This window comes from Daejeonella lutea (genome assembly GCF_900168015.1).
Lineage (GTDB): Bacteria > Bacteroidota > Bacteroidia > Sphingobacteriales > Sphingobacteriaceae > Daejeonella > Daejeonella lutea.
Window position 1 is genome coordinate 526,320 of sequence record NZ_FUYR01000002.1, and the last position, 22,909, is coordinate 549,228.

Below are 22,909 nucleotides of genomic sequence, written 5' to 3' on the forward strand. Positions count from 1 at the left end.
TGAACAAATCTATAAAAAAAAATCCCGTTCCGAATAAACGGAACGGGACTCTTTACAATATGCTTTTTAACAATATTGATTATTGCATTTTCGCTTCAACACGACGGTTAGCGATACGACCTGACTCAGTAGCATTTGATGCAACTGGACGGCTTTCACCAAACGCGCTTGTAGAAATTCTGCTTGCAGCTACACCAGAGTTAACAAGGTAAGTTTTAACTGAATTTGCTCTATCTCTAGACAAAGTCATGTTGTACTCATTTGTACCTTCTGAAGACGCGTGGCCATCTAATTGAACACGAGCTGAAGAGTTTGATCTAAGATCTGAAGAGATTCTATCCAAGATTGGGAAAGCATCTGTTCTCAAAACTGAAGAGTCAAACTCGAATTGGATAACATTTCCAGTAGCAGTAGCTGTCATTGGAGCTGGACATCCATTGTATTCAGCTGTACCTTTAACAGTAGGACAAGCATCTTTTGAATCTGGAATACCGTCAGCGTCAACATCTAAAGGACAACCTGAACCGTCAACTTTTACACCAGCTTCAGTTCCAGGACATTTGTCTAATTTATCAGCAACACCGTCACCATCTGAATCTTTTAACAGATCCTGAGCTTCAAGAGCTGCAACACGACCTTTTAATGCTTCAACTTCTTGACGTAATGTTGGATCTTTCAATTCATCATACATCAAAGCAACTGGATTAACCCAATCCAAGTTTGGTTTAGCAGTAGAACCTAAAGAGAATTCTAAACCTGCATAACCGTAAGACCATTTATCTTGTGAACTTGGTCTTCCATAATATTGATCAATGTTATCACCATCAAGGAAGTTCTGAGTGTAGCCAAGATCAAAATTAACACGCTCAGAAACTTTAAATTTAGCGCCAACACCTACAGGGAAGAAAGATTCCTGTACATATTTTTCCGAAGAACCATCACCATATCTACCCTTAAGGTCTATAGGACTACGTAGCGCGTAACCAGCGATACCCCATCCACCTTTAGCGTAAAAATTCAGGTTATTTTCTCTTCTGAGGAAATCTACTGTAGCTACGTTAGCAACACCTGAAAGAGATACTGCATAAGCGATATCAGTTTCGAAACTAGTTGGAGCTCCAGCAGGAACGAATTTTGGAATGCCGGCTTTTTCAGTAACATTTTCACCTGAAAGCTCACCACGCATTGCGTCTAACTGAAGACCGAATGCGTGTCCAAGTTGTTTACGCAAAGATAATCCGTAACCTAGCTCAAGATTAGATTTGTTGAAGTCGTTAGTACCACCAGTAAAAACTTGTGGGGCTAAAACGCCTGCATTAATTCCTAAACTCCATGTTCTGTACTGTCCTCGTCCACCAAACACTTTGGCAGAAGAGCTCGCCGAGCTCGAAGTAGCGTCTTGTGCTTCAGCCACACCTGCGAGGCCTAACACTGCTACTACCGAAAACGCAACGGCTTTCTTAATTGTAGAATAATTCATACTTTGTTTTTTTAAAGGTTAACAATTGTTTATTAATGTAATTTACACAAAAATAGTCATAAGTTTGACATGTGCAAATTAACAAATACTGTTCCAATTATTTTTCAACAACAATTGTTTTCTTTATGGGTTGTATTTCAACCTAATAATTTGTTGAACTAATGAAATATTCTCCCGTACAAAACTCCCTGTTTAAGCTAAACCGGTTAAATTTCACTAAAAAATTAGCAAGTAATTCCATAGCGATATTCCAATCTCATGATGAGTTTCCTCGCAGCGGTGACCAAAATCATACATTTAAACAGAATCCAGACGTATTTTACCTTAGCGGCATAGACCAAGAGCAGTCTGTTTTGCTGCTTTTTCCTGAGTGTCCTAATCCACTATACAGAGAAGTACTATTTTTAAGACAGACCAATGAGCATATTGCCATTTGGGAGGGACATAAACTAACTATTAAGGAAGCTAAAAAAATATCGGGAATAGAAAATATATTTTGGCTGGAGGATTTATGGAAGATTTTGCCGTCAATAATAAACTACGCAGACAAAATATACCTTAATACTAATGAGAACGACCGATATGCCCACGAGGTTCCGTATCGCGACATCCGTTTCATAGAAGAAATCCGAAAACTTTATCCCCTGCACCAGTACGAACGCGCAGCTCCATTGCTCAGGGATCTCAGGCCCATTAAATCTGAAATAGAGATAGAACTCACAAAAAAAGCCTGCGCTATTACCCGCGATGCTTTCATAAGGATTCTGAAATTTATAAAACCTGGAGTAGGTGAATATGAGATTGAAGCTGAAATAATCCATGAATTTATCCGGCAGCGCGCAACCGGACACGCATATGCACCAATAATCGCTTCAGGTAAAAACGCAAATATCCTGCACTACACTGACAATAATCAGATCTGCCAGGAAGGTGATGTAATTTTATTTGATTTTGGAGCTGAATACGCAAATTACAATGCTGATCTCAGCAGGTCTGTACCGGTCAATGGCAAATTTACTAAACGGCAAAAAGATGTTTACAACGCCGTTTTAAGAATAATGCAGGAAGCGAAAAAAATGTTAGCCCCTGCAGTCATCTGGAACGAATACCACAATGAGGTTGGGAAATACGTGACTTCAGAATTGATTGGACTCGGACTTCTAGACAAGCATGATGTAGAAAAACAGGATCCGGCTATGCCCGCGTACAAGAAATATTTTATGCATGGCACATCTCATCATTTGGGGCTGGATGTACACGATTTTGCAAGCCGATACCGTCCATTTGAAGCTGGGAATATATTAACATGTGAGCCCGGAATCTATATACCTAAGGAAGGTCTTGGGATTCGTCTTGAAAATGATATTCTTCTTACGCTAAACGGCAATATTGATTTAATGGCGGATATTCCAATCGAGGCAGAAGAAATTGAGGATCTGATGAATTCTAAAAGCTAAACCATTGATTCAACAAAACTGTACAGATTAAAATCTGGATTTGTAGACAATGATATTATGTCTTCTTGCAATTTGCGTTTATCAATGTTTTTCATTTTAGCTTGCTGCAGGAGTTTCCATGCTTTTTCCGCAAGTAAGTAAGGTTTCCGGCTATTTACTAAAAAGGTATGAGCCTCAATACTGCTTATTAGTTCATCGACTCCTTCGGCACGGTTGGCCGAAGTTTGTACGACCGGTATCGCCACAGACTTTTGATGAACAAGATTTCTTAAATTGTTGGTAAAGGTATCTGCACCTTCCCTGTCCGATTTATTGACCACAAAAATATCTGCAATTTCCATTAAACCGGATTTAATATTCTGAATTTCATCTCCAGATTCCGGCACAAGTACCACTATACTCAAGTCAGCTAATCCAGCAATCTCAACCTCCGACTGCCCGACACCAACAGTTTCCACCAAAATGTAGTCAAATCCGCACGCTCGCAAAACATCCGTCATCTCGATTGTCTTTGCCGACAGTCCACCTAAAGAGCCTCTTGTTGCAATAGACCTTATATATATATTGTCTTTTGTAAACTGCTCCGACATTCTTATTCTATCACCCAATAATGAGCCGAGGTTAAATGGAGATGTGGGATCTATTGCTAGTACTGCTATTTTTTTGCCTTTTCCGGACCAGTTATTTATCAGCGCATTAACTAAAGTACTTTTTCCAGCACCTGGAGGCCCGGTTATTCCGATAACTGGAGTCGACGATAACTTCAAAGTCTTTAATAATTGCTCCGCGCCATCAAGCTCATTTTCAACTATTGTCAGAACCCGCGCCAATTCCCTGAAATTATTCGATTCTACCTGACTGACCAATTCCGGAACTGTTATCATTTTTAGATCTATATTTTATCTAAGTTTGCACAAATAAAAGAATTTTATTACACCTTCAGATTTGAAAGATTTGAACATTTCCGTAGTCATTCCAAACTATAATGGTGTGCATCTTTTTCCTTATACCCTTCCAGCCTTATTCGATGCACTAACTGAGTCAGGAAATCTGTTTGAGGTTATAATAGTAGATGACTGTTCGACGGATAATTCAGTTGAATTTCTTCAAGGCAATTTTCCGCAAGTCCGGCTCCTGATTAATTCAAGCAATTCTGGTTTTTCTAAAACTATCAATACCGGAATCTTCGCTGCAAAGAATGATCTTGTACTTCTCTTAAATAGTGATGTCAAACTCACATCAAATTATTTTGCTGATCAGCTCAAATACTTTCTTAGTGATGATACATTCGGAGTGATGGGGAAGATTATTGGATGGGATGACGAAATCGTTCAGGATGGTGCAAAATACCCAAGGTTTGAAGGCTTCAAGCTTAAGACATCGTTCAATTATTTGATCAAAGACGAACACAAGCCGCTTCAATATAGTATGTACCTCTCAGGTGCCAATGCACTTGTTGACCGGCAGAAACTTTTGCAATTAGCTGGATTCGACGAAATCTTTACTCCCTTCTACATGGAAGATGTCGACCTTTCAGTACGTGCCTGGAGGGTTGGGTGGAAGTGTTATTTTGAACCCCTGTCCATTTGCCGGCACCGAGTATCCACAAGTATAGCAACTAAAGAAAAAAAGCAATTCATTAAAACGGTCTACAATCGCAATAAGATGTATTTTCATGCGATTCATTTGGACGGTTTATCGCTCTTGGGATGGTACTTGCAGACTATCTTCGAGTTGGTATTCAGGACAATATTATGTCAATTTTACTTTTTAAAGGCATTTATAGTCTTTCTTAAAAATGGCAAGCGGGTCAAGGATTCAAAATCAAAACTTGGGAATTTGACTAAACAAATCGGTGGCGACATTAGTCTTCATGCCCTGTCCCGTGAGATACAAGGATCAGTTTTAAATCAGAATATTACCTTCTTTAAAAGATAGGCCACAGCCCGTCGGTATCCTGTAATCGTCAAAATGACTAACTTTGACTAATAATCTCATTTAATGAAGACGTTTCTAAGACTTTTTTCATTTGCTGCCCCCGTACGAAATTTTGCTATTCCGTTTTTTATCACTTCCATATTGGGAGTCATCTTTGGCCTATTAAACTTCACGCTGCTTAAACCTGTTTTTGATTTACTTTTTAATCAAACAGCCGAAGTCGCCTCGCAAGCCCCTGCCACTGCTCCTGTGTTCGACTTTAACTTGTCATACTTCACTGAAATGTTTTATTTTCATTTCCAGTCAATTATAGAACAATCTGGCAAGCTGGAAGCTTTAAAATGGGTATGCATAGCGATCGTCATTTCAGTTATTCTCAGCAATTTATTCAAATATCTGTCAGCCAGAATTATTGAAGATTTCCGCTTAAGAATAGTAACCAATATTAGAAGCGCTATTTTCAAAAAACTTACTGAAATTGACCTTCAATACTTTAACACTCAACGGAAGGGCGATCTTATCTCACGTTTCATGACCGACGTGGTTACAATTCAGGATTCCATTATCCGATCATTGCAGGTTATTCTTCGGGAACCGATTGATATCACTCTGAAATTTGCCGTGCTCTTCATCATATCATCTAAACTAACTGTCTTTGCGCTGATTTTAATACCTGTTTCGGGCTTGCTCATCACGACCATTGTTAAAAGGTTGAAAAAGCATGCGAAGGCCGCGCAGGAATCCCTGGGAATTTTGGTATCAACAATTGACGAGGGCATAGGTGGGGTGAAAGTCATAAAATCTTTCAATGCGGAAGGATATATGCAGGAGAAGTTTAATAATATTAATATGTGGACGAGTAAAATCCACAGAAGGCTCGCCCGACGTGTATTATTGGCATCGCCGGTTTCAGAAATGATGGGTGTAATAACAGTTGCCTGTCTCTTGTTTTACGGCGGCACTTTGATACTGGAAGAAGGAGCCGATCTGAGTGGGTCTGAATTTATCGTTTACATTATACTTTTTTCACAGATCATCCCTCCCGCAAAGGCCATATCAGAAGCCTTTGGAAACATTACGCAGGGTGTATCAGCAGGGGAACGTATTTATCAATTACTGGATGCTCCTGAAAATATTACTGACAAGCCAGATACGCTTTCCAAAAGCTCTTTTGAGGATGAAATAGATGTGAAGAACGTTTCATTTTATTACGACAAAAAAGCTATCCTAAAGAATATCAATGTCACTATCAAAAAAGGTGAGACCCTGGCACTTGTTGGACCTTCTGGGGGAGGAAAATCAACTCTGTTGGATCTTTTTCCACGGTTTATGGACCCTAAATCAGGAAAGATAACTATAGATGGTACTGATATTAAGAATATCAGGATGAGCGACGTGAGGGCATTGATGGGAATTGTAAACCAGGAGGCACTGTTGTTTAACGACACTATTTTTAATAATATAGCCTTTGGAAGGGCCGTTACTGAAGAGGAAGTGATAGCAGCTGCGAAAATCGCCAATGCTCACGAATTCATTATAAACACCGAAGAGGCTTACCAAACAAATATTGGCGACAGGGGAATGAAACTTTCTGGCGGACAAAAACAACGTATATGCATCGCGAGGGCAGTTATTGCCAATCCTTCTATTCTTCTTCTTGATGAAGCCACTTCAGCATTGGATACTAAATCTGAGAAGTTAGTTCAGGAGGCGCTAAGTAAATTGATGAAAAACAGAACAACGATCGTTATTGCTCATCGCCTTAGTACGATTAAGAATGCGGATAAAATACTCGTCTTGGATCAGGGAGAGATAGCCGAATCTGGTTCACATAAAGATTTGGTTAAGCTTGATGGTTTATATAGTAAACTTATCGCAATGCAAGGCATAATAAAATCTGATGACGAATAGCATGAAAGTGAATATTATCCTACCCTTTGTAGCTACCAAGCCTATTGGAGGAATAAAGATAATGTACCAATATGCTAATGAACTTGCTAAGCGCAATCATTTGGTTACTATCTACCACTCTGCGACCAGGTATGAAAGACCCAATTTTTTACCCGTCGCTTTGAGAGTACTTCTTTTTAAACTAAAAAATCAGGAAAAGCCATCCTGGTTTCAGTTTCATGAATCTGTTGAAAGCAGGATTGTTGCGGATGTGACTAACAGTACTATTAAAGATGGAGATGTAGTATTTTCTACATGGTGGGGACTTGCTTTTATGGTTGACAAGCTATCGCCTTCCAAGGGTAATAAATTTAATCTCATACAGGATTACGAAATCTGGAAAGGAAATACTGAATTAGTACATCAGTCATACCATCTACCTTCGGTGCACCTGGTGATAGCCAGGTATCTTTCAAAATTATTAGAAGATGTTTCGGGTAAGAGGCCTCTTTATTTGCCGAACGCTATCGATCTTGACAAATTTAAAATTGAAATTGATCCTGAAAAGAGGAGTGATGCGACGATCTGTATGCTTTACTCTGAGGAACCGCGTAAAGGAACTTCATTTGGTATGGATGCTTTATATAAGTTGAAGAAGCTAAGATCAGATCTTAAAATCGAATTATTCAGCATTTTTAAAAATCCGGGAAACCTGCCGGAATGGATTACTTTTAACTATAAGCCAACAGATCTTAGAGCTTTGTATAATCGGAATGCAATATTTTTTTCCCCCAGCCTTGGCGAAGGCTGGGCTCTTCCGCCCGCGGAGGCTATGGCCTGTGGATGTGCGGTGGTCTGTACTGATATTGGGGGACACCATGATTACTCAATTGATGGTGAGACTGTACTTTTGGTGCAAGTGAAAAATCCGGAAGACATGACAGAGAAGCTTTTGAAGCTGATTGAAGACCGTGAGAGAAGATTAAGTATTTCACGGAATGGGACAAACTTCCTGTTAGATAATTTTAACTGGCAACTATCTGTTAATTTACTCGAGGAATATTTTGAAAAGTATTCATAAAAGTCAACCCCTCGTCTCAATAGCGATGTGCACCTATAATGGTGAAAGATTTCTCACTGAACAATTGCGTTCGATATTAGAACAAACCTATCCAAATTTGGAATTAGTAATCGTGGATGATAACTCCACAGACAATACAATCCAAATAATCAACTCTTTCTTACCCAATCCGATAATACGTTTTCATCGCAACGAAAAAAATTTAGGTTATGCCGCTAACTTCGGAAATGCAATTGCTCTATGTAAAGGCGAATACATTTCATTGGCAGATCAGGACGATATTTGGTTACCCGAGAAAATAGAAATCCTGGTCGCTGGGATAAGGGGCTTATCGGGGATTTATCACAATTCCGCTTTTATGAATGATGACGGTATACTTACCGGCATTAAATTGTCGGATAAAGTTCATTTCGTTTCCGGAAAAATTCCCGAAAGCCTAATACTATACAATTATCTTGCTGGTCATACCCTTATGATCAACCGTGAAGTTTTAACACAGGCCTTACCCATCCCCAAAGGCATTTACCATGACTGGTGGCTTGCATTTGTGTGTATGAATCTGAAGGGACTAAATTATATTGAACAGCCTTTGGTTTACTATCGGATTCATGAATCAAACCAAACAGTACTCGAAGAGCAAAATCGCAAGTTTAACAAGACCGACACCAAATCGGTCAGGCGTTATAAAAAATTAAGGAAACTGGCCGGCTCTATCCAGGTGTTGAAGATTTTTGGTAGTGCACCTTTCATCTCCCCAAAGCTTGGGAAACTAATTGAGCAATTAATCATTTTAGAAAGAGGCCGGGTTGGACAATTCTTTTCCTTTGAATTGCTCACTTTCCTGATAAGGAATATTTCAATCTATAAAAGTGGTCACAGAGGTTATCTGGGTAAGTTGAATGCCATGAGGAAAGATAGTTTTGGGATTTATAAATGCCGGCAGCTATCTTGATAAACATTTAAGATATAACCTCGCGTAGATACCCCAACCGAATTTTCGCCTAACACCACTCCGATTCAAAACCTGAATACAACCTAACGAGCTGATTCCCGATTTACGCATAGTCGTAATGAATGACTTGAATGCTTGTTGCTCACATTTTATGATTTCAGAACGCTCTAGCGCGGCTACATTCACAGGGAGTTGAGGTTTCCATTTCTCATGCAGCAGGAGCATTTCCTCTATCCATTCTTTGTTGAAGTTTCCTTCTGAGTAATGAGTCAATAAAACATCGGAGGTTACTGCAACGTCAAACCTTTGTCCGATTGCTAAGGAAATATCAATGTCATAACCATGGAACTTCCGGAGAAGTTGCTGGTCAAATTTAATTTCCAAAAGTATGTCCTTCCTGCTGCAGAACCAAACCCCATCAACTACAGCTACCAAAGTTGTGCTCTTGGCTGACTTATTTATTAGGGCATCATCTTTTCTTGACGCGGAATATTTATACTTCTGGAGGAGATTTGAAAAGTTAATCCTCTCTCTCATACAAGTGCTATCCCAGCCCGACGGAGAATAAGATTTAAAACTGCTTCCTGCTATGCCTAAAAGTCCTAACCGCTCATTCTCGCCGAACGCTTCCAGGACCCGGGCGCCCCATTCTGGCGTGTTCAGTTCAACATCTTCATGCATGAAGCAAAGTATACTATATTTTGCGTCACGTGCTCCTTCATTATAGACTTCGCTTATACCTCGCTGAGCATCTGAATTATCATAAGCAATAATCTCATGCTCTACACCAATAGTCTTTTCTATATTGCTTTTTAGAGTCTTTAAGAGTTCAGAATTTGCAGAGCAGATTATTATAGAAATCATGATAGGTACCTACCGGACATTTTTATAACAGAAGACATTAATGGCCATGTCAAACACTTCACAAATAAGCTCCGTGTCTATAAACGGCCGCTTCCTTGTATAAGAATCCTTAATGTAGTAATGAAAGCCTTGTTCTTTAACGATGTCAAGCAATTGATGTAAGGTTTGTTCCTTATTGAGATCATTGTGATATTCGAAGAATATGTTATTTACAGTCGCAAGCTTTTCCGCACAATCCCGTATTACAGTATCCTCAGCTCCTTCTATGTCAATTTTTAAAAGATCTACATCAGTGCTAAGTATGTCTTTCAACCGAATAGTTTCTACCATCATTGGCTTCTGATCGGGATAAGGGTTCTCCACCCGGCCTCCCATTCCATTGTCAGTAAAGAACGTTAGAGTCTCTTCTTTATCCCAAACAGCTTTGTTATGAATGACGACATTAGTAAGCTGAAATGTTTTTACATTCTCCTCAAGGATCTGGAAAATTGACGGATCCGGTTCAAATGCAATAATCTTATGCTTTGGGTAGTTTAAAGCGAAATACAATACACTCAAGCCCATATTGGCCCCGCAGTCTATGATCACATTACAGTCCGGATTTGGAATAAACTGATATATATTGTTCTGAAAAATCTCCTGGTATGTAGCGTGAAACCCTTTTCCGTCATTGTATAGGAATGGCTTATGAAAAACACGAGCATATCCTTGCTTGAATCTCGGCTGATTGTTTACGCGGCTGAGCTCCCTTTGGATACTGGATAAGCTCAGATTACCGAAATATCTTTTAAATTTTCTTCCTATGCCGTACATAATCTATGTCCTTAAGGCGAATTGATAGATAGGCCTTTATTAAAACAAAAAAAGCGATCAAAAGATCGCTTTTCTAATATATAGAAACAATACTATAATTTTCTCTTCACTTCAACCTGCTCATACGACTCAACGATATCTCCAACCTCAATATTGTTGAAATTATAGATGTTCAAACCGCATTCGTATCCTGTAGCAACTTCTTTAACATCGTCTTTGAAACGCTTAAGCGATGCCAGTTCACCTGTATGGATCACTACACCATCGCGGATGATCCGGATCTTGCTGTTACGGGTAATCTTACCATCAAGGACCATACAACCGGCGATTGTACCAACTTTAGTAATCTTGAACACTTCGCGAATCTCTACGTTTGAAGTGATTTTCTCTTCAAATTCAGGATCAAGCATACCTTCCATCGCAGCTTTAACTTCATTGATTGCATCGTAGATAATGGAGTATAAACGGATATCGATCTGCTCAGCTTCAGCAAGCTTACGCGCACTTTGCGAAGGACGAACCTGGAAACCAATGATAATTGCATCAGAAGCTGAAGCCAGCAATACATCCGACTCCGATATCTGTCCAACTGATTTATGAATAATATTAACCTGGATCTGCTCAGTAGAAAGCTTCAGCAATGAATCGGACAATGCTTCAATCGATCCATCCACGTCACCTTTTACAATCACGTTAAGTTCCTTGAAGTTACCGATCGCTAAACGACGGCCGATTTCATCAAGTGTAATGTGTTTCTGAGTACGTAATCCCTGTTCGCGTTGTAATTGTAGTCTCTTGTTTGCAACCTGACGAGCCTCAACTTCACTTTCCATCACGTTAAACTTATCACCTGATGTTGGTGCTCCCTGCATACCCAAAACCTGTACAGGTGTTGACGGTCCGGCATGGTCTACCTTAACTCCACGCTCATTGTGCAAAGCTTTTACTCTTCCTGAATAACCTCCGGCAAGAATCGGATCTCCGACCCTTAGCGTGCCTGCCTGAATTAGAACTGTTGTAACTATACCGCGACCTTTGTCAAGTGCTGCTTCGATCACAGTACCGACTGCACGTTTATCAGGGTTTGCAGTAAGCTCAAGAAGATCAGCTTCAAGCAATACTTTCTCTAAAAGAAGGTCGATACCCGCTCCGGTTTTACCAGAGATTTCCTGACTTTGATATTTACCGCCCCAGTCTTCAACCAGAATGTTCATAGCTGAAAGCTGTTCGCGGATCTTATCAGAATTGGCACCGGGTTTATCCACCTTACTAAATGCAAATACGATTGGAACGTTTGCTGCCTGAGCGTGATTAATAGCTTCCCGTGTTTGTGGCATCACACTATCATCCGCCGCAATTACGATAATTGCAATATCGGTTACCTTAGCACCACGCGCCCGCATCGCCGTAAAGGCTTCGTGACCCGGTGTATCTAAGAATGTAATTTTGCGTTCGTTTTCGAGGGTTACTTCGTAAGCACCAATGTGCTGGGTAATTCCCCCCGCCTCTCCGGCAATAACGTTTGTCTTACGTACAAAATCCAGGAGTGAAGTTTTACCATGATCGACGTGTCCCATTACAGTAACAATCGGCGCTCTTGGAATTAATGAGCCTTCCTCGTCAGCTTCTTCAAGCAGACCAATTTCTTCATCTTCTGGTTTAACAAACTCTACTTCATAGCCAAACTCATCGGCAACGATAGTAAGAGTTTCTGCATCTAATCTTTGATTGATAGAAACGAACATTCCAAGACTCATACAGGTCGAGATGATCTGTGTAACAGGAACGTCAAGCATTAATGCTAACTCATTTGCCGTAACAAACTCCGTAACCTTAATGGTCTTGGATTGCATTTCCAGCTCCATCGCTGCTTCTTCCGCAGTTTGGGCTACATCATCACGCTTCTGGCGACGAAGTTTAGCACGCTGTGCAAATTTCCCCGATTTACCCGCACCGCTCAAACGAGCAAGTGTAGCTTTAATCTGGTCTTGTATTTCTTTATCGGTTGGTTCAGCTTTAGGGCCGCTGTCAGTACGTGGCTTGTTCCTGAAATCGGGACGTACGCCACCTCCGGCTGTGCCCTGCCCGGGACGTGTATTTCTGAAATCCGGGCGGTTACCCTGATAGCCACCACCTGCTCCGGGAGCTGAGGCTGGACGAGCACCAGGCTGTTGACCTGGCTGAGTAGCCTGACCTGGCTGACCAGGAGCATTATCTTTACGTTTGCGTTTGCGTTTATGATCGGCACCTGCTGCACTGGATGAAGAAGCTACCGGTTGGCCACGACGTGCAGGACTAACTGGCAACTCAATCCTTCCAATAACATTCGGACCGGTTAATCGCTCAGCCTTTGCACGTATTACCGTTGCATCGGGGTTTCCCTCCTGAGTATTGGGTCTGTTTTCTTGTTTGTCTTCTGCTGGTGCTGTTACTGATTCCGCAGCTGGCTGAGCTTTTTCAACTTCTGCAGCAGGCTGTACAGCTTCTGCAGGTTTCTCAACTTCTTTAACTGGCTCAGCAGCGGGCTGCGCTTTAGGTTCTTCAGACTTTACCGGCTCGGCAGCTTTTGGGGCTGCAGGAACTTCAGGCTTAATTTCCGCAGCTGGTTTGTCTGCCTCTGAAGGTTTTTTATCAGGGCGTGTCTTTGAATTCAGATCATCTAAATTGATCTTTCCAACAATCTTGACCCCTGGCAATGCACCATCATCCGCCTTTGGTTTCTCAGCCGCCGCTTCTGCCGGAGCAGGCTTTGGCTTTTCAACTATCGGCGGAGTATAAGAACTTACATTTTTGATCAGGATCTCCTCTTGTTCAAAATCCTTTGAACGTGTCGGTTGCTCAACTCTTTCGGGTGTAACAGGCAGATCATCGCGACGGATCTTACCAATCACAATTTGTTTGGCCTCTTCCTTTACGATCTTATCACCCTGATACTCCTTTAAAAGAACTTCATACATCTCATCGGTGAGCTTAGTATTCGGACGGGCTTCGACTTTGAAGCCCTTTTTCCCTAAAAACTCAACCGCTGTAGATAAACCGATATTCAGCTCCTTCGCAGTTTTAAGTAAATTTGTGCTTTTACCTTCTGACATTTATTATTTAACCTCGCTTATTTTAGTACAAAAGTACGGTTTTTTCTTTGTTTCAGTATCAAGAATCAAGTATCATGTATCAAGATTCGTTCCTACGTACTCTCGACATCTTATTATACTAAGTTAACGTATTACGTATAACGCAATACGTAAAACTTTTTACTCAAATTCAGATCTTAGGATTTCCATTACATCCTTCACTGTGTTATCTTCCAGATCAGTACGTTTTACCAGCTCATCAACTGTTAATGCTAAAACTGACTTCGCTGTATCCAGCCCAACACGCTTGAACTCGTCGATGATCCAACCTTCGATTTCGTCTGAGAATTCTTCGATATCCACATCTTCATCGTCTTCATGTGCTTCACGGTATACATCAATCTCGTATCCTGTTAATTTACCAGCTAGCTTGATGTTGTGTCCACCACGGCCGATAGCCAGGGAAACCTGATCTGGTTTTAAGTAAACAGCTGCCCGCTTTTCCTCATCATCAAGCTTGATACTTGTGATCTTCGCAGGACTTAAAGCACGCTGGATATACAAGGAAATATTATTAGTGTAGTTTATAACGTCAATATTTTCATTCTTCAATTCACGCACAATTCCATGGATCCTTGAACCCTTCATACCCACACACGCGCCAACCGGATCGATCCTGTCATCATATGATTCAACTGCAACTTTAGCGCGCTCTCCTGGCTCGCGGACAATCTTCTTGATGGTTATTAATCCGTCAAAGATCTCAGGAACTTCCATCTCGAACAGGCGTTGCAAGAACTCTGGTGCAGTACGTGAAATAATGATCTTAGGGTTGCCGTTCAACATCTCAACTTTGTCGATTATCGCGCGTACAGAATCTCCTTTTTTGAAGTAATCGGCAGGAATCTGTTCGGTTTTAGGGAGTAAAAGCTCATTGCCTTCATCATCCAAAACAAGAGTTTCTTTCTTCCAAACCTGGTAAACCTCTCCGGTAACAATCTCGCCTACGCGATCCTTGTACTTCTTAAAAATCTCATCCTTTTCAAGCTCAAGAATTTTTGAAACAAGAGTCTGGCGTGCAGCAAGTATCGCCCTGCGGCCAAAGCTCTCCAGCGTAATCTGCTCAATATAATCATCGCCTACTTCCAGGTCAGGATCAATTGCCTGTGCTTCTGCCAATTCAATCTCCAGATCATCGTCTTCAGAAAATCCATCTTCCATTACAGTACGCGTACGCCAGATTTCCAAATCCCCGTTATCCGGATTAACGATTATGTCACAATTCTCATCGTTGCCGTATCGCTTACGCAACATGCTGCGGAATACTTCTTCCAACACACTAATAACCGTAGGACGGTCAATATTCTTGAAGTCCTTGAACTCCTGGAATGAATCGATTAAATTAATATTGCTCATTTTTATTGAATTGGTCAGTCCGAGACTGACATTATTTAAAACTCACTAAAACTTTTGTTTCTGTTATATCATTAAAAGGAATTGCATTCTGAACCAAAACTGCTTTCTTCCCTTTTTCTTTAATGTTTTCTTCTATCGTAATGCCTGAATCGTCGGCTGAGATCAGCTTACCCTCACGCTTTGTTCCGTCAGAGAGCTTCACACTCAACGAACGGTTTATATTTTTCTGATACTGCCTTAAAGATTTTAAAGGTGTGTCCAGACCCGGAGAAGAAACTTCCAAATTGTAGGCTTGCTCAATGGTATTCTCTTCTTCCAGATGAAAACCAACATGGCGGCTTATTGCCACGCAATCTGTAATCGCTACCCCCTTATCACCATCTACCAGTATAGAAAGAACTCCCCCGCCGCTCATCTGAACGTCGACCAGGAACAGATCCGGACGATCCGCAATCTTTTCTTCTACCAGTTCAATAACCCTCTTCTCTATGTTCATAACCCCTTTTTTGTCGCCGCCCGAAAACGGTAAGGTAAAAAAAGAGCCCCGATAATGTCGGGGCTCTTCTCAGATCGGATGCAAATATAATAAAACAATTTGTGTTTACAAATTGATGTTTTGCTTATCGCGATAGTAACATCCTTATTTACACCTGTTAGAGAATGCCAAAGGTATTTCATTTGCCGTTCATTAACCGTTCATTTGCCGTTCATTTGCCGTTGAAATTACCTTAATAAAAATACAATATTTAACTGCTCCTTTGTTTATGGGACAGGTTCGGAAACAGGAATCATTTAATCTCCGGTTAACCGAATTTTACCGGACACAAAATACTGGCGTTTTACAAATAGATTAAACAGCTCTTCGCGATATTATCTGCCTAGAACGTGAGCATCGGTGATAATTACAGACAAAATGAAGTACGTTGGAGTTAGCTGATGGTAAGGATCACTTAATTTTGAATGTGAACTCGAGAAAACCGCCTGTGGGAGAAAGGTCTCGCTTTGAAATTATATCTTCAGGCTCTTCCAGCAGGTCTTTGGTATAACAGCGCGAAAAGTACGCCTTGCCTTTTGTGAAGCCGCCCGCAGGAATAAATTCCACCAGGCTATCGGTTACGTTATATGATCCGTCTATTGCGGGTTGAAAATCCCTCATTTCCTTGTCCGCGATTTCTTCATAAACTGCAAAGAAGTCTTTCCACTGCTCAGATCCCAGGGAATCTGCACGCAATTCCTCGGTAATATTTAAGGGAATGTTAAAAAGTTCAACTGCTGAACTGTCCGCTGATAGCCTCAGCTTTATCCCAGAATTAGCTGTTTTGGGTGTTTCGGTCCCGCCGCAACCGATTAGTGTTAGAAAAATAATTGCCTTAATGTAAAACAGATGTTTCAACTTCATGGTTACATGATTTTAAACCTAAGCTAATAATTATGAGACTTATCATTGAAATTTTATTAATGGGCTTGGCAGTTGCCCTTGCCGCTTATTTGCTCCCTGGAGTAAATGTAGATGGCTTTTGGAGTGCCATTATCGCTGGAGTTCTTATCGCTTTGGCAAATGCGACTATCGGAACCATTCTTCGTATTCTAACATTTCCTATCAATTTTCTGACACTGGGACTAATGTCTTTCATCATTACAGTACTGATGGTCCTATTGGTGGATAACCTGATGGATAGCTTTAATACTACCGGGTTTTTCTCAGCACTGCTTTTTGCGATCCTCTTATCATTGCTGAATATGGTATTCTCAGCGGTAGGTTCGGATAGAAACTAAAGAAGAGTAATCGGTAATCAGTAATCAGTGCTGACTGATTATTGATTACCTCACTAATAGATTACCTCTTAAACATTACTGCTTTCCAATAATATCCTCAGTAGCCTTAACTACGCTTGGAGCTTTGTCCTTTTTCGTGATATCATAAATATCACGGTTGTTTTGTGAACTGTAAAACTTGCCTAAAATATTAACGGCGGCTGCCCGTACAAGCGATACCTCATCTTTCAATGCAATCCCTCTAATCTGTTCATAAACAGACTTCTGTTCGTCGGTGGTCAGTTTATCAAAAACAGACAATGCAGCAGTTCTTATAAACCAGTTTTTATCCTTAAAAGCTTCAATGAGGGTTGCTCGTGCTGGTGCTTCGTTTTTCATTTGAAGCATATTCCGTACTGCTTCAAAACGATCCATAAATAATGGTGCATTGCGATACTGGAAGATATTCTGATTTAATGTTTTATTGTCCACCTTCTCCCCAAGAATATATTTCTCTGCATCGGTATTAATAAGATCGGGCATTATAGCCGAAGGAAATATAAAGGTCTGATCCTTTTTGTCTAAGACAATCTCCTTGCGTTCTACCTTACCTCCCGAGTAAACATCAACGGCTATCGGGATGCGGTAGAGAGGGAATTTAGAAAGATCCTGCTTTTGGTTGATTGTGACTGACACTTCCTTTTTTTCAGGGTTGTAATTACTTTGAATATTGAGTGATGGATGGCCCGATGCCAGGAACCATTGATTGAAGAACCAATTTAAATCCATTCCGCTGACTTCCTCAAAAGCCAGGCGTAGGTCATGAATCTCTACACTTTTATAGGCGTGTCTCGTTAAATATAGATTAAGGGCTTTAAAAAACACGTCGTCACCAACTGTCTTTCGCAACATATGGATAATTCGCCCACCCTTTTGGTAGCTTATCTCATCGAACATCTGCTCACGGTCGGCATAGTCAAAGCGGATAACATCTGGGTTAACTTTCCGGTCGCCGCCCAGATATGCCGAAAGATCTTCCAGTCCTTTTAGGTCCGCTGTCTCTCTTCCATACTTGTGTTCATCCCACAAATACTCGCCGTAAGTCGCAAACGACTCGTTCAATGGAAGATTCGACCATGATTCAGCTGTAACCAGGTCGCCAAACCAATGATGAAATAGTTCGTGAGAAATAATGTCTTCGTGATTTTCGTCAAGGTATTCGCCAGGCGACATATTCATCCTGTCAAAGAATACAGTGGCGGTGGTATTTTCCATTGCCCCGCTGACAAAATCCCGGACAACGATCTGTGAGTATTTATCCCATGGATAATCCACACCAAGCTTTTTCGAGAAGAATTCGATCATCTCGGGTGTCTTACCGAAAACAAGTCTTGCAGTTGATGCGAAGGCGGGCTCTGTATAATAGCTAACTTCCTTATCCCGCCATTTATCTTTCGTTATCACAAAGTTTCCGACGGCAATCATGGTCAGGTAAGTGGCGTGCGGCTGCTCTTGTCTCCAGCTGTCAGTGCGAGTTCCATTTCCATTGAGCGTACTATATTCAAGAGAGCCATTCGATAGGCTGACATATTCATTTGGAACAGTGATGTTGATCTCCTGGGTCATCTTTTCCTGCGGACCATTTATCGTAGGGAACCAATTAGAATTACATTCGGTTTCTCCCTGAGTCCAAATTTGTCTGGGCTTATCCTTGTCTTTACCGTCTTTGTTAATGAAGTAAAAGCCGCGATCTCCGGCTGATGCAATATCTTCACCAATCTTTAACTTGTTGGGCATGGCAACATAATCTATAAAGATTGTGTAGTCCTGGTCCCTTGTATAACTTTTATCCAGCTTAATGCTGAGTTTCTTGCCATTATAGGTGTAACGTAAGGGCTGGCGATCATCCTTTTTAACCAAGGCAATGGAATTGATACGAAATCCGTTGGCATCCAGTATGATCTCATCGGACGGGTAGAAATACGGCTTAGCATGTATTGTAGCTTTACCATAAACGTAGGCACTGTCCCAGCTAAAGCTCAAATCAAGCTTTGTATTAATAATGTCAGTGAGCTTAGTATAGCTGCCGCGATAGATATTAACACCCGCAGCGTTCTCACTAACTGTTATGGGATCTAGATTTACCAACTTGGGTGTTGAACATCCCATTAGAAAAAATGCCGCCACGAGGTGGCAGCATATCATATATTTTGTTCTCATAACTTACTTTTCGGCAAGCAGGTCATCTATAGTCTGCTCAAACTCCTGCACAAATTTTGTGTAATATTCACCTGTTCCCGGACCGCTAAAGCCAGTATGAATCTTTCTAACCACCCCTTTTTTGTCGATGATCATGAGAGTGGGAAAAGCTTCAAAGTTATTCAGCATCGGTATGCTTGTCGCCACTTCGGCTTTGTCATTTGTATAACCGGTTATGAGCATCTCATAGGGTACATTAAACCTGTCACGTAAACGACTTACGTTCTTCCTTGAACGTTCAAAGTCTTTAGTTCGCTCATAAGCAAGCCCAATGATTTCCACCCCTTTATCCTTGTACTTATTATAAAAGGGGACGAGGTAAGCTGTTTCATCCATACAATTCGGGCACCAGGATCCGAGGAACTGAACAAGCACTATTTTGTTTTTATACTTCTCGTCTAGAATTGAAACCTTGCGGCCGTCTAAGGCGGGAAAGGTGAAGTCAATCTTGTTATATCCCTTCTTCAATGCGGTTAGCGAGTACGCATCAGGAAGTATGGCATTCTCGTCTTTCCTGGCATTCCAGTTCTCTACACCGGCATATCCGGAGTAGAATTTACCATCAGTAATGGTACTATCATTCAATACATTAGCAGTAAATAGATATGCATGTCCCCCGTCAAAGCAGGATAGATACAGTTTATTGTCAGACACGGTTCCTTCAAGGAAACGGTAATCGCCGGTACTGGTTAAAAAAGTCCCTAACAAACGTCCGTTATCGTTTCTGAATTCTCCTACCGCAATAGTTGTATCAGCTGAATCGAGACTTGTAAATGTAGTTGACCAGCGGCCACTAATATTTGCTTCCTGACTTTTACTCGCCTTGAAGAAACGCCAGTCATCGCCAGCTCTGGCATCAAAGGCCATAACCGCATCACTGTCTGCCAGATGTTTGATCCACTGGCCAGATAATACGCTGCCTTTGTTTTTAGCTTTGATCTCAGAATCGAAAAGGGGCATTTTAATGAAGACTGAGTCAGATGTGAATGAAATCTCATCCACACGGAATCTTTCTTCTCCATTAATTATATTGATGTACTTGGCGCCTGCAGAATCGATTACTTCGAAATTAAAAGGGATCTCTGCTGCCGAATTCGTTTTGAGTACCGCCCGCCAAATCCCGCTTTTCATTTCCTGATCAGATGATTTACAAGATGCAAATGCAATAAGTACAAGGAATACTGAGCTTATGTTCAGGGTAAACTTCATCTTACAATTTTTACTATTTCAATATTTCACGGGCAATAATGATACGCTGGATCTCCGATGTTCCTTCATAGATCTGAGTGATCTTTGCGTCGCGCATTAAACGTTCAACGTGATATTCTTTCACAAAACCATAACCGCCGTGTATCTGTACAGCTTCAACCGTGACTTTCATTGCAACCTGCGATGCATAGAGCTTAGCCATCGAGCTTGCCTGTGCATAGGGCAATCCCTGGTCTTTTAACCATGCAGCTTTAAGACAAAGCATGCGGGCAGCTTCAATTTCTGTTGCCATATCGGCAAGTTTAAACTGGATAGCCTGATGACCAGAAATAGGTTTACCAAATGCCTTACGTTCCTGGGAATACCCGAGGGCAAGTTCATAAGCACCAGAAGCAATTCCCAAAGCCTGCGAGGCGATTCCAATACGCCCGCCTTCAAGAGTCTTCATAGCAAATTTAAATCCAAATCCTTCTTCGCCTATCCGGTTTTCTTTAGGCACTTTGACGTCCGAGAACATCAGTGAATGAGTGTCTGAACCACGTATCCCAAGTTTATTTTCCTTCGGCCCAATGGTGAATCCTTCCATTCCCCTTTCAACTATAAGTGCATTAATGCCCTGATGTCTTTTTGCCGGATTTGTTTGTGCTATTACAAGATAGGTGGATGCCGAGCTTCCATTTGTTATCCAATTCTTTGTTCCGTTTAATAGATAATGGTCGCCCATATCTATTGCACTTGTCTGTTGAGAGGTTGCGTCAGAACCGGCTTCAGGCTCCGACAAACAAAACGCCCCAATCTTTTCGCCTGATGCCAGAGGTTTTAAATATTTTTCCTTTTGCTCTTCAGAACCATATTTTTCAAGTCCGAAACATACCAGGGAATTATTAACTGATACTACAACGGATGCGGATGCGTCTATTTTTGAAAGCTCTTCCATAGCAAGCACGTAAGAAACCGTATCAAGTCCGGAACCATTATATTTCGGGTCTACCATCATGCCCAAAAAACCAAGTTCGCCCAGCTTCTTCACCTGCTCAGCTGGAAACTTTTGATGTTCGTCGCGCTCGATCACACCGGGTTTCAATTCCGTATTTGCGAAATCCCGTGCCGCATCCCGGATCATTAGCTGTTCCTCTGAAAATTCGAAATACATAAATAATTGGTTAAGTCAACAAAAATAATCTTTACCAGCTATATAATACTGTAAATGAAAATTAAGAATGTTAATTACGCCTAAATTATTGTAGAGACTTGATTTTTTTCTCAATCAGTGTAGTAGAATAACCGGGAAGATACTCGAGTGTTTGAACATTGCCGCCATTTTGAATCACAATATCGGAACCTACTATCTGGTCTATCGTATAGTCGGCACCTTTAACAAGGACATCGGGATTAACAAGCCTGATCAGGTTTATGGGAGTTTCTTCGTCGAATAAAATTACTGCATCTATAAAAGACATGGACGCTAGAATGTACGCTCTCGAGCGCTCATCGGTTATCGGTCTGTTAGGACCTTTAATGTCGCTGGTTGATTTGTCAGAGTTGAGCCCTACAATTAGCTTGTCTCCTAAATCGGCCGCTTTGGCGAGATAATCAATATGCCCCAGATGAATTAGATCGAAGCATCCGTTGGTGAATACTATCTTCTTTTCCAGCAGCCGCCACACATTAAGGCGTGCCTTCAGCTGCTCCTGATTAAAGATCTTTTCCGAAATATTATTAAGCTTTGCCATTTTACGAACGTTTGGATGATTTAATCATCAGCAAAATTACACTAATAGCTCCTATGACGAGGACTAAAAGTGTTTGTGATGAATGGATAAGCAAGGCGTAGGCAAGTCCTTCGGCCTTCGGGATGTCATAGACCAGAAGACCTTCTGATACCATATAATGAAATGCACCGATCCCGCCCTGCACGGGTACGATCATTCCCAGGCTGCTAAATACCAACACAGAAAGTGAAGCGAGAACACCAAGTCCGGATGTAGTATCGAGGGCAAAGAAGCAGAGATAAGTTGAAAAGCCATACAGAAACCAGATCAGGACTGAGCTTAGCACAAAGCTTCCCTTGTTTTCGAGATCCTTAACTGATAAAATTCCGCTTTTAACATCCATGAAGAAATTGTAAATCCGGTTCCTGATACCCAGTTTTTTCTTTTTCATCAGTAGGTAAAGAAAAAATACTGCTAAGACTAAGATGATACCCGCAAATACAAGTACTGTAAGATTTCCGGCACTACCATTTAGTTTGACCAGGACATTTTCGTATAGGAATTCTGACAGCAGGTCAAACTGAAGTATGATACCCAATGCCATGACTATTGCAAGCATAAGTAAATCAACAATTCGTTCGACTATAACAGTTCCGATAAGCTTGACTATCGGAATATTATCCGTTTTTGTAATTACTCCACAACGGGAAACCTCACCCATTCTTGGAAATGCTACATTAGCCATATAGCCGATCATCACCGCATAGAATGTGTTCAATAGCGAGGGTGTTCCATGACCCAGGGAGGCGATCATCATCCGCCAACGGAAAACCCTTAAAATGTGTGCTACAAAGCAGGCTATTAGTGATGCAACAACCCATTTATAGTCTGCCTGCTTTAAATCCGAAATAAGTTGGTCAACATCCTGACCTTTAAAAGCAATGATCAGCAAGGTGACGCCGACGACCAGCAACAGTATATACTTAATGACTGGTATAAGTTGTTTCAATGC

Annotated in this window: 19 protein-coding genes; 6 read left to right on the top strand and 13 right to left on the bottom strand. The window is 41.2% G+C overall.

Going from position 1 to position 22,909, the window contains the following annotated elements:
• Window positions 1-79: 79 nt before the first annotated feature.
• Window positions 80-1,480 carry an OmpA family protein gene (locus B5X60_RS11400; RefSeq protein WP_079702814.1) on the bottom strand — a complete coding sequence of 467 codons (1,401 nt, stop codon included), beginning with the start codon at window positions 1,478-1,480 and terminating at the stop codon, window positions 80-82.
• A 161-nt stretch (window positions 1,481-1,641) separates the two neighbouring features.
• On the opposite strand from B5X60_RS11400, the gene B5X60_RS11405 reads away from it, so the two are divergent.
• Window positions 1,642-2,937, top strand: a complete 1,296-nt coding sequence (locus tag B5X60_RS11405; protein ID WP_079702815.1) for an aminopeptidase P family protein — start codon at window positions 1,642-1,644, stop codon at window positions 2,935-2,937.
• On the opposite strand, the gene meaB is transcribed toward B5X60_RS11405, so the two are convergent.
• Window positions 2,934-3,821, bottom strand: coding sequence for a methylmalonyl Co-A mutase-associated GTPase MeaB (gene meaB / locus B5X60_RS11410; protein ID WP_079702816.1), 888 nt, complete (start codon window positions 3,819-3,821; stop codon window positions 2,934-2,936). The genes B5X60_RS11405 and meaB overlap by 4 nt on opposite strands.
• Before the next feature lie 61 nt (window positions 3,822-3,882).
• On the opposite strand from meaB, the gene B5X60_RS11415 reads away from it, so the two are divergent.
• From B5X60_RS11415 to B5X60_RS11430, 4 genes are all read left to right on the top strand, one after another.
• Window positions 3,883-4,875, top strand: coding sequence for a glycosyltransferase family 2 protein (locus B5X60_RS11415; protein WP_221406237.1), 993 nt, complete (start codon window positions 3,883-3,885; stop codon window positions 4,873-4,875).
• A 63-nt stretch (window positions 4,876-4,938) separates the two neighbouring features.
• Window positions 4,939-6,786 (top strand): ABC transporter ATP-binding protein, encoded by a 1,848-nt coding sequence (locus B5X60_RS11420; RefSeq protein WP_079702818.1) that lies wholly within the window; start codon window positions 4,939-4,941, stop codon window positions 6,784-6,786.
• A 1-nt stretch (window position 6,787) separates the two neighbouring features.
• Window positions 6,788-7,846 (top strand): glycosyltransferase family 4 protein, encoded by a 1,059-nt coding sequence (locus B5X60_RS11425; protein ID WP_221406238.1) that lies wholly within the window; start codon window positions 6,788-6,790, stop codon window positions 7,844-7,846.
• A complete protein-coding gene (locus B5X60_RS11430) occupies window positions 7,830-8,798 on the top strand; it encodes a glycosyltransferase family 2 protein (protein WP_407641466.1) in 969 nt (322 codons plus the stop codon). The genes B5X60_RS11425 and B5X60_RS11430 overlap by 17 nt, the downstream gene beginning before the upstream one ends.
• Here B5X60_RS11430 and B5X60_RS11435 read toward each other — a convergent pair.
• From B5X60_RS11435 to B5X60_RS11460, 6 genes are all read right to left on the bottom strand, one after another.
• Entirely contained in the window at window positions 8,790-9,662 is an 873-nt protein-coding gene (locus tag B5X60_RS11435) for a glycosyltransferase (RefSeq protein WP_079702821.1), read from the bottom strand. The two genes, B5X60_RS11430 and B5X60_RS11435, sit on opposite strands and share 9 nt — an antisense overlap.
• A 9-nt stretch (window positions 9,663-9,671) precedes the next feature.
• Window positions 9,672-10,475: an FkbM family methyltransferase gene (locus B5X60_RS11440; protein WP_079702822.1), complete on the bottom strand. Its 804-nt coding sequence runs from the start codon at window positions 10,473-10,475 to the stop codon at window positions 9,672-9,674.
• Between the two features lie 92 nt (window positions 10,476-10,567).
• Window positions 10,568-13,567, bottom strand: a complete 3,000-nt coding sequence (gene infB / locus B5X60_RS11445; RefSeq protein WP_079702823.1) for a translation initiation factor IF-2 — start codon at window positions 13,565-13,567, stop codon at window positions 10,568-10,570.
• A gap of 159 nt (window positions 13,568-13,726) precedes the next feature.
• Entirely contained in the window at window positions 13,727-14,962 is a 1,236-nt protein-coding gene (nusA, locus tag B5X60_RS11450; protein ID WP_079702824.1) for a transcription termination factor NusA, read from the bottom strand.
• Between the two features lie 31 nt (window positions 14,963-14,993).
• Window positions 14,994-15,458, bottom strand: coding sequence for a ribosome assembly cofactor RimP (gene rimP / locus B5X60_RS11455; protein WP_079702825.1), 465 nt, complete (start codon window positions 15,456-15,458; stop codon window positions 14,994-14,996).
• Window positions 15,459-15,908: 450 nt separating this feature from the next.
• Entirely contained in the window at window positions 15,909-16,361 is a 453-nt protein-coding gene (locus B5X60_RS11460) for a hypothetical protein (protein ID WP_079702826.1), read from the bottom strand.
• Between the two features lie 32 nt (window positions 16,362-16,393).
• Here B5X60_RS11460 and B5X60_RS11465 point away from each other — a divergent pair, with 32 nt between their 5' ends.
• The gene (locus B5X60_RS11465) at window positions 16,394-16,738 is read left to right on the top strand and encodes a phage holin family protein (protein ID WP_079702827.1); all 345 of its coding nucleotides are present in this window, start codon (window positions 16,394-16,396) and stop codon (window positions 16,736-16,738) included.
• A 75-nt stretch (window positions 16,739-16,813) separates the two neighbouring features.
• On the opposite strand, the gene B5X60_RS11470 is transcribed toward B5X60_RS11465, so the two are convergent.
• From B5X60_RS11470 to B5X60_RS11490, 5 genes are all read right to left on the bottom strand, one after another.
• Window positions 16,814-18,937, bottom strand: coding sequence for a M1 family metallopeptidase (locus tag B5X60_RS11470; RefSeq protein WP_079702828.1), 2,124 nt, complete (start codon window positions 18,935-18,937; stop codon window positions 16,814-16,816).
• A 3-nt stretch (window positions 18,938-18,940) separates the two neighbouring features.
• The gene (locus tag B5X60_RS11475; protein WP_079702829.1) at window positions 18,941-20,185 is read right to left on the bottom strand and encodes a peroxiredoxin family protein; all 1,245 of its coding nucleotides are present in this window, start codon (window positions 20,183-20,185) and stop codon (window positions 18,941-18,943) included.
• 13 nt (window positions 20,186-20,198) lie between these two features.
• A complete protein-coding gene (locus tag B5X60_RS11480; RefSeq protein ID WP_079702830.1) occupies window positions 20,199-21,338 on the bottom strand; it encodes an acyl-CoA dehydrogenase in 1,140 nt (379 codons plus the stop codon).
• Window positions 21,339-21,423: 85 nt separating this feature from the next.
• The gene (rfaE2, locus tag B5X60_RS11485; protein WP_079702831.1) at window positions 21,424-21,918 is read right to left on the bottom strand and encodes a D-glycero-beta-D-manno-heptose 1-phosphate adenylyltransferase; all 495 of its coding nucleotides are present in this window, start codon (window positions 21,916-21,918) and stop codon (window positions 21,424-21,426) included.
• A gap of 1 nt (window position 21,919) precedes the next feature.
• Window positions 21,920-22,906: a lysylphosphatidylglycerol synthase transmembrane domain-containing protein gene (locus tag B5X60_RS11490; RefSeq protein WP_079702832.1), complete on the bottom strand. Its 987-nt coding sequence runs from the start codon at window positions 22,904-22,906 to the stop codon at window positions 21,920-21,922.
• Window positions 22,907-22,909: the final 3 nt, after the last annotated feature.

Coding starts and splice junctions, on each gene's coding strand:
- meaB (WP_079702816.1), bottom strand. CDS start 3,821: ATGATAACAGTTCCGGAATTGGTCAGTCAGGTAGAATCGAATAATTTC.
- B5X60_RS11420 (WP_079702818.1), top strand. CDS start 4,939: ATGAAGACGTTTCTAAGACTTTTTTCATTTGCTGCCCCCGTACGAAAT.
- B5X60_RS11475 (WP_079702829.1), bottom strand. CDS start 20,185: ATGAAGTTTACCCTGAACATAAGCTCAGTATTCCTTGTACTTATTGCA.
- B5X60_RS11400 (WP_079702814.1), bottom strand. CDS start 1,480: ATGAATTATTCTACAATTAAGAAAGCCGTTGCGTTTTCGGTAGTAGCA.
- B5X60_RS11480 (WP_079702830.1), bottom strand. CDS start 21,338: ATGTATTTCGAATTTTCAGAGGAACAGCTAATGATCCGGGATGCGGCA.
- B5X60_RS11425 (WP_221406238.1), top strand. CDS start 6,788: ATGAAAGTGAATATTATCCTACCCTTTGTAGCTACCAAGCCTATTGGA.
- rfaE2 (WP_079702831.1), bottom strand. CDS start 21,918: ATGGCAAAGCTTAATAATATTTCGGAAAAGATCTTTAATCAGGAGCAG.
- B5X60_RS11470 (WP_079702828.1), bottom strand. CDS start 18,937: ATGAGAACAAAATATATGATATGCTGCCACCTCGTGGCGGCATTTTTT.
- infB (WP_079702823.1), bottom strand. CDS start 13,567: ATGTCAGAAGGTAAAAGCACAAATTTACTTAAAACTGCGAAGGAGCTG.
- B5X60_RS11435 (WP_079702821.1), bottom strand. CDS start 9,662: ATGATTTCTATAATAATCTGCTCTGCAAATTCTGAACTCTTAAAGACT.
- rimP (WP_079702825.1), bottom strand. CDS start 15,458: ATGAACATAGAGAAGAGGGTTATTGAACTGGTAGAAGAAAAGATTGCG.
- B5X60_RS11405 (WP_079702815.1), top strand. CDS start 1,642: ATGAAATATTCTCCCGTACAAAACTCCCTGTTTAAGCTAAACCGGTTA.
- B5X60_RS11440 (WP_079702822.1), bottom strand. CDS start 10,475: ATGTACGGCATAGGAAGAAAATTTAAAAGATATTTCGGTAATCTGAGC.
- B5X60_RS11465 (WP_079702827.1), top strand. CDS start 16,394: ATGAGACTTATCATTGAAATTTTATTAATGGGCTTGGCAGTTGCCCTT.
- nusA (WP_079702824.1), bottom strand. CDS start 14,962: ATGAGCAATATTAATTTAATCGATTCATTCCAGGAGTTCAAGGACTTC.
- B5X60_RS11460 (WP_079702826.1), bottom strand. CDS start 16,361: ATGAAGTTGAAACATCTGTTTTACATTAAGGCAATTATTTTTCTAACA.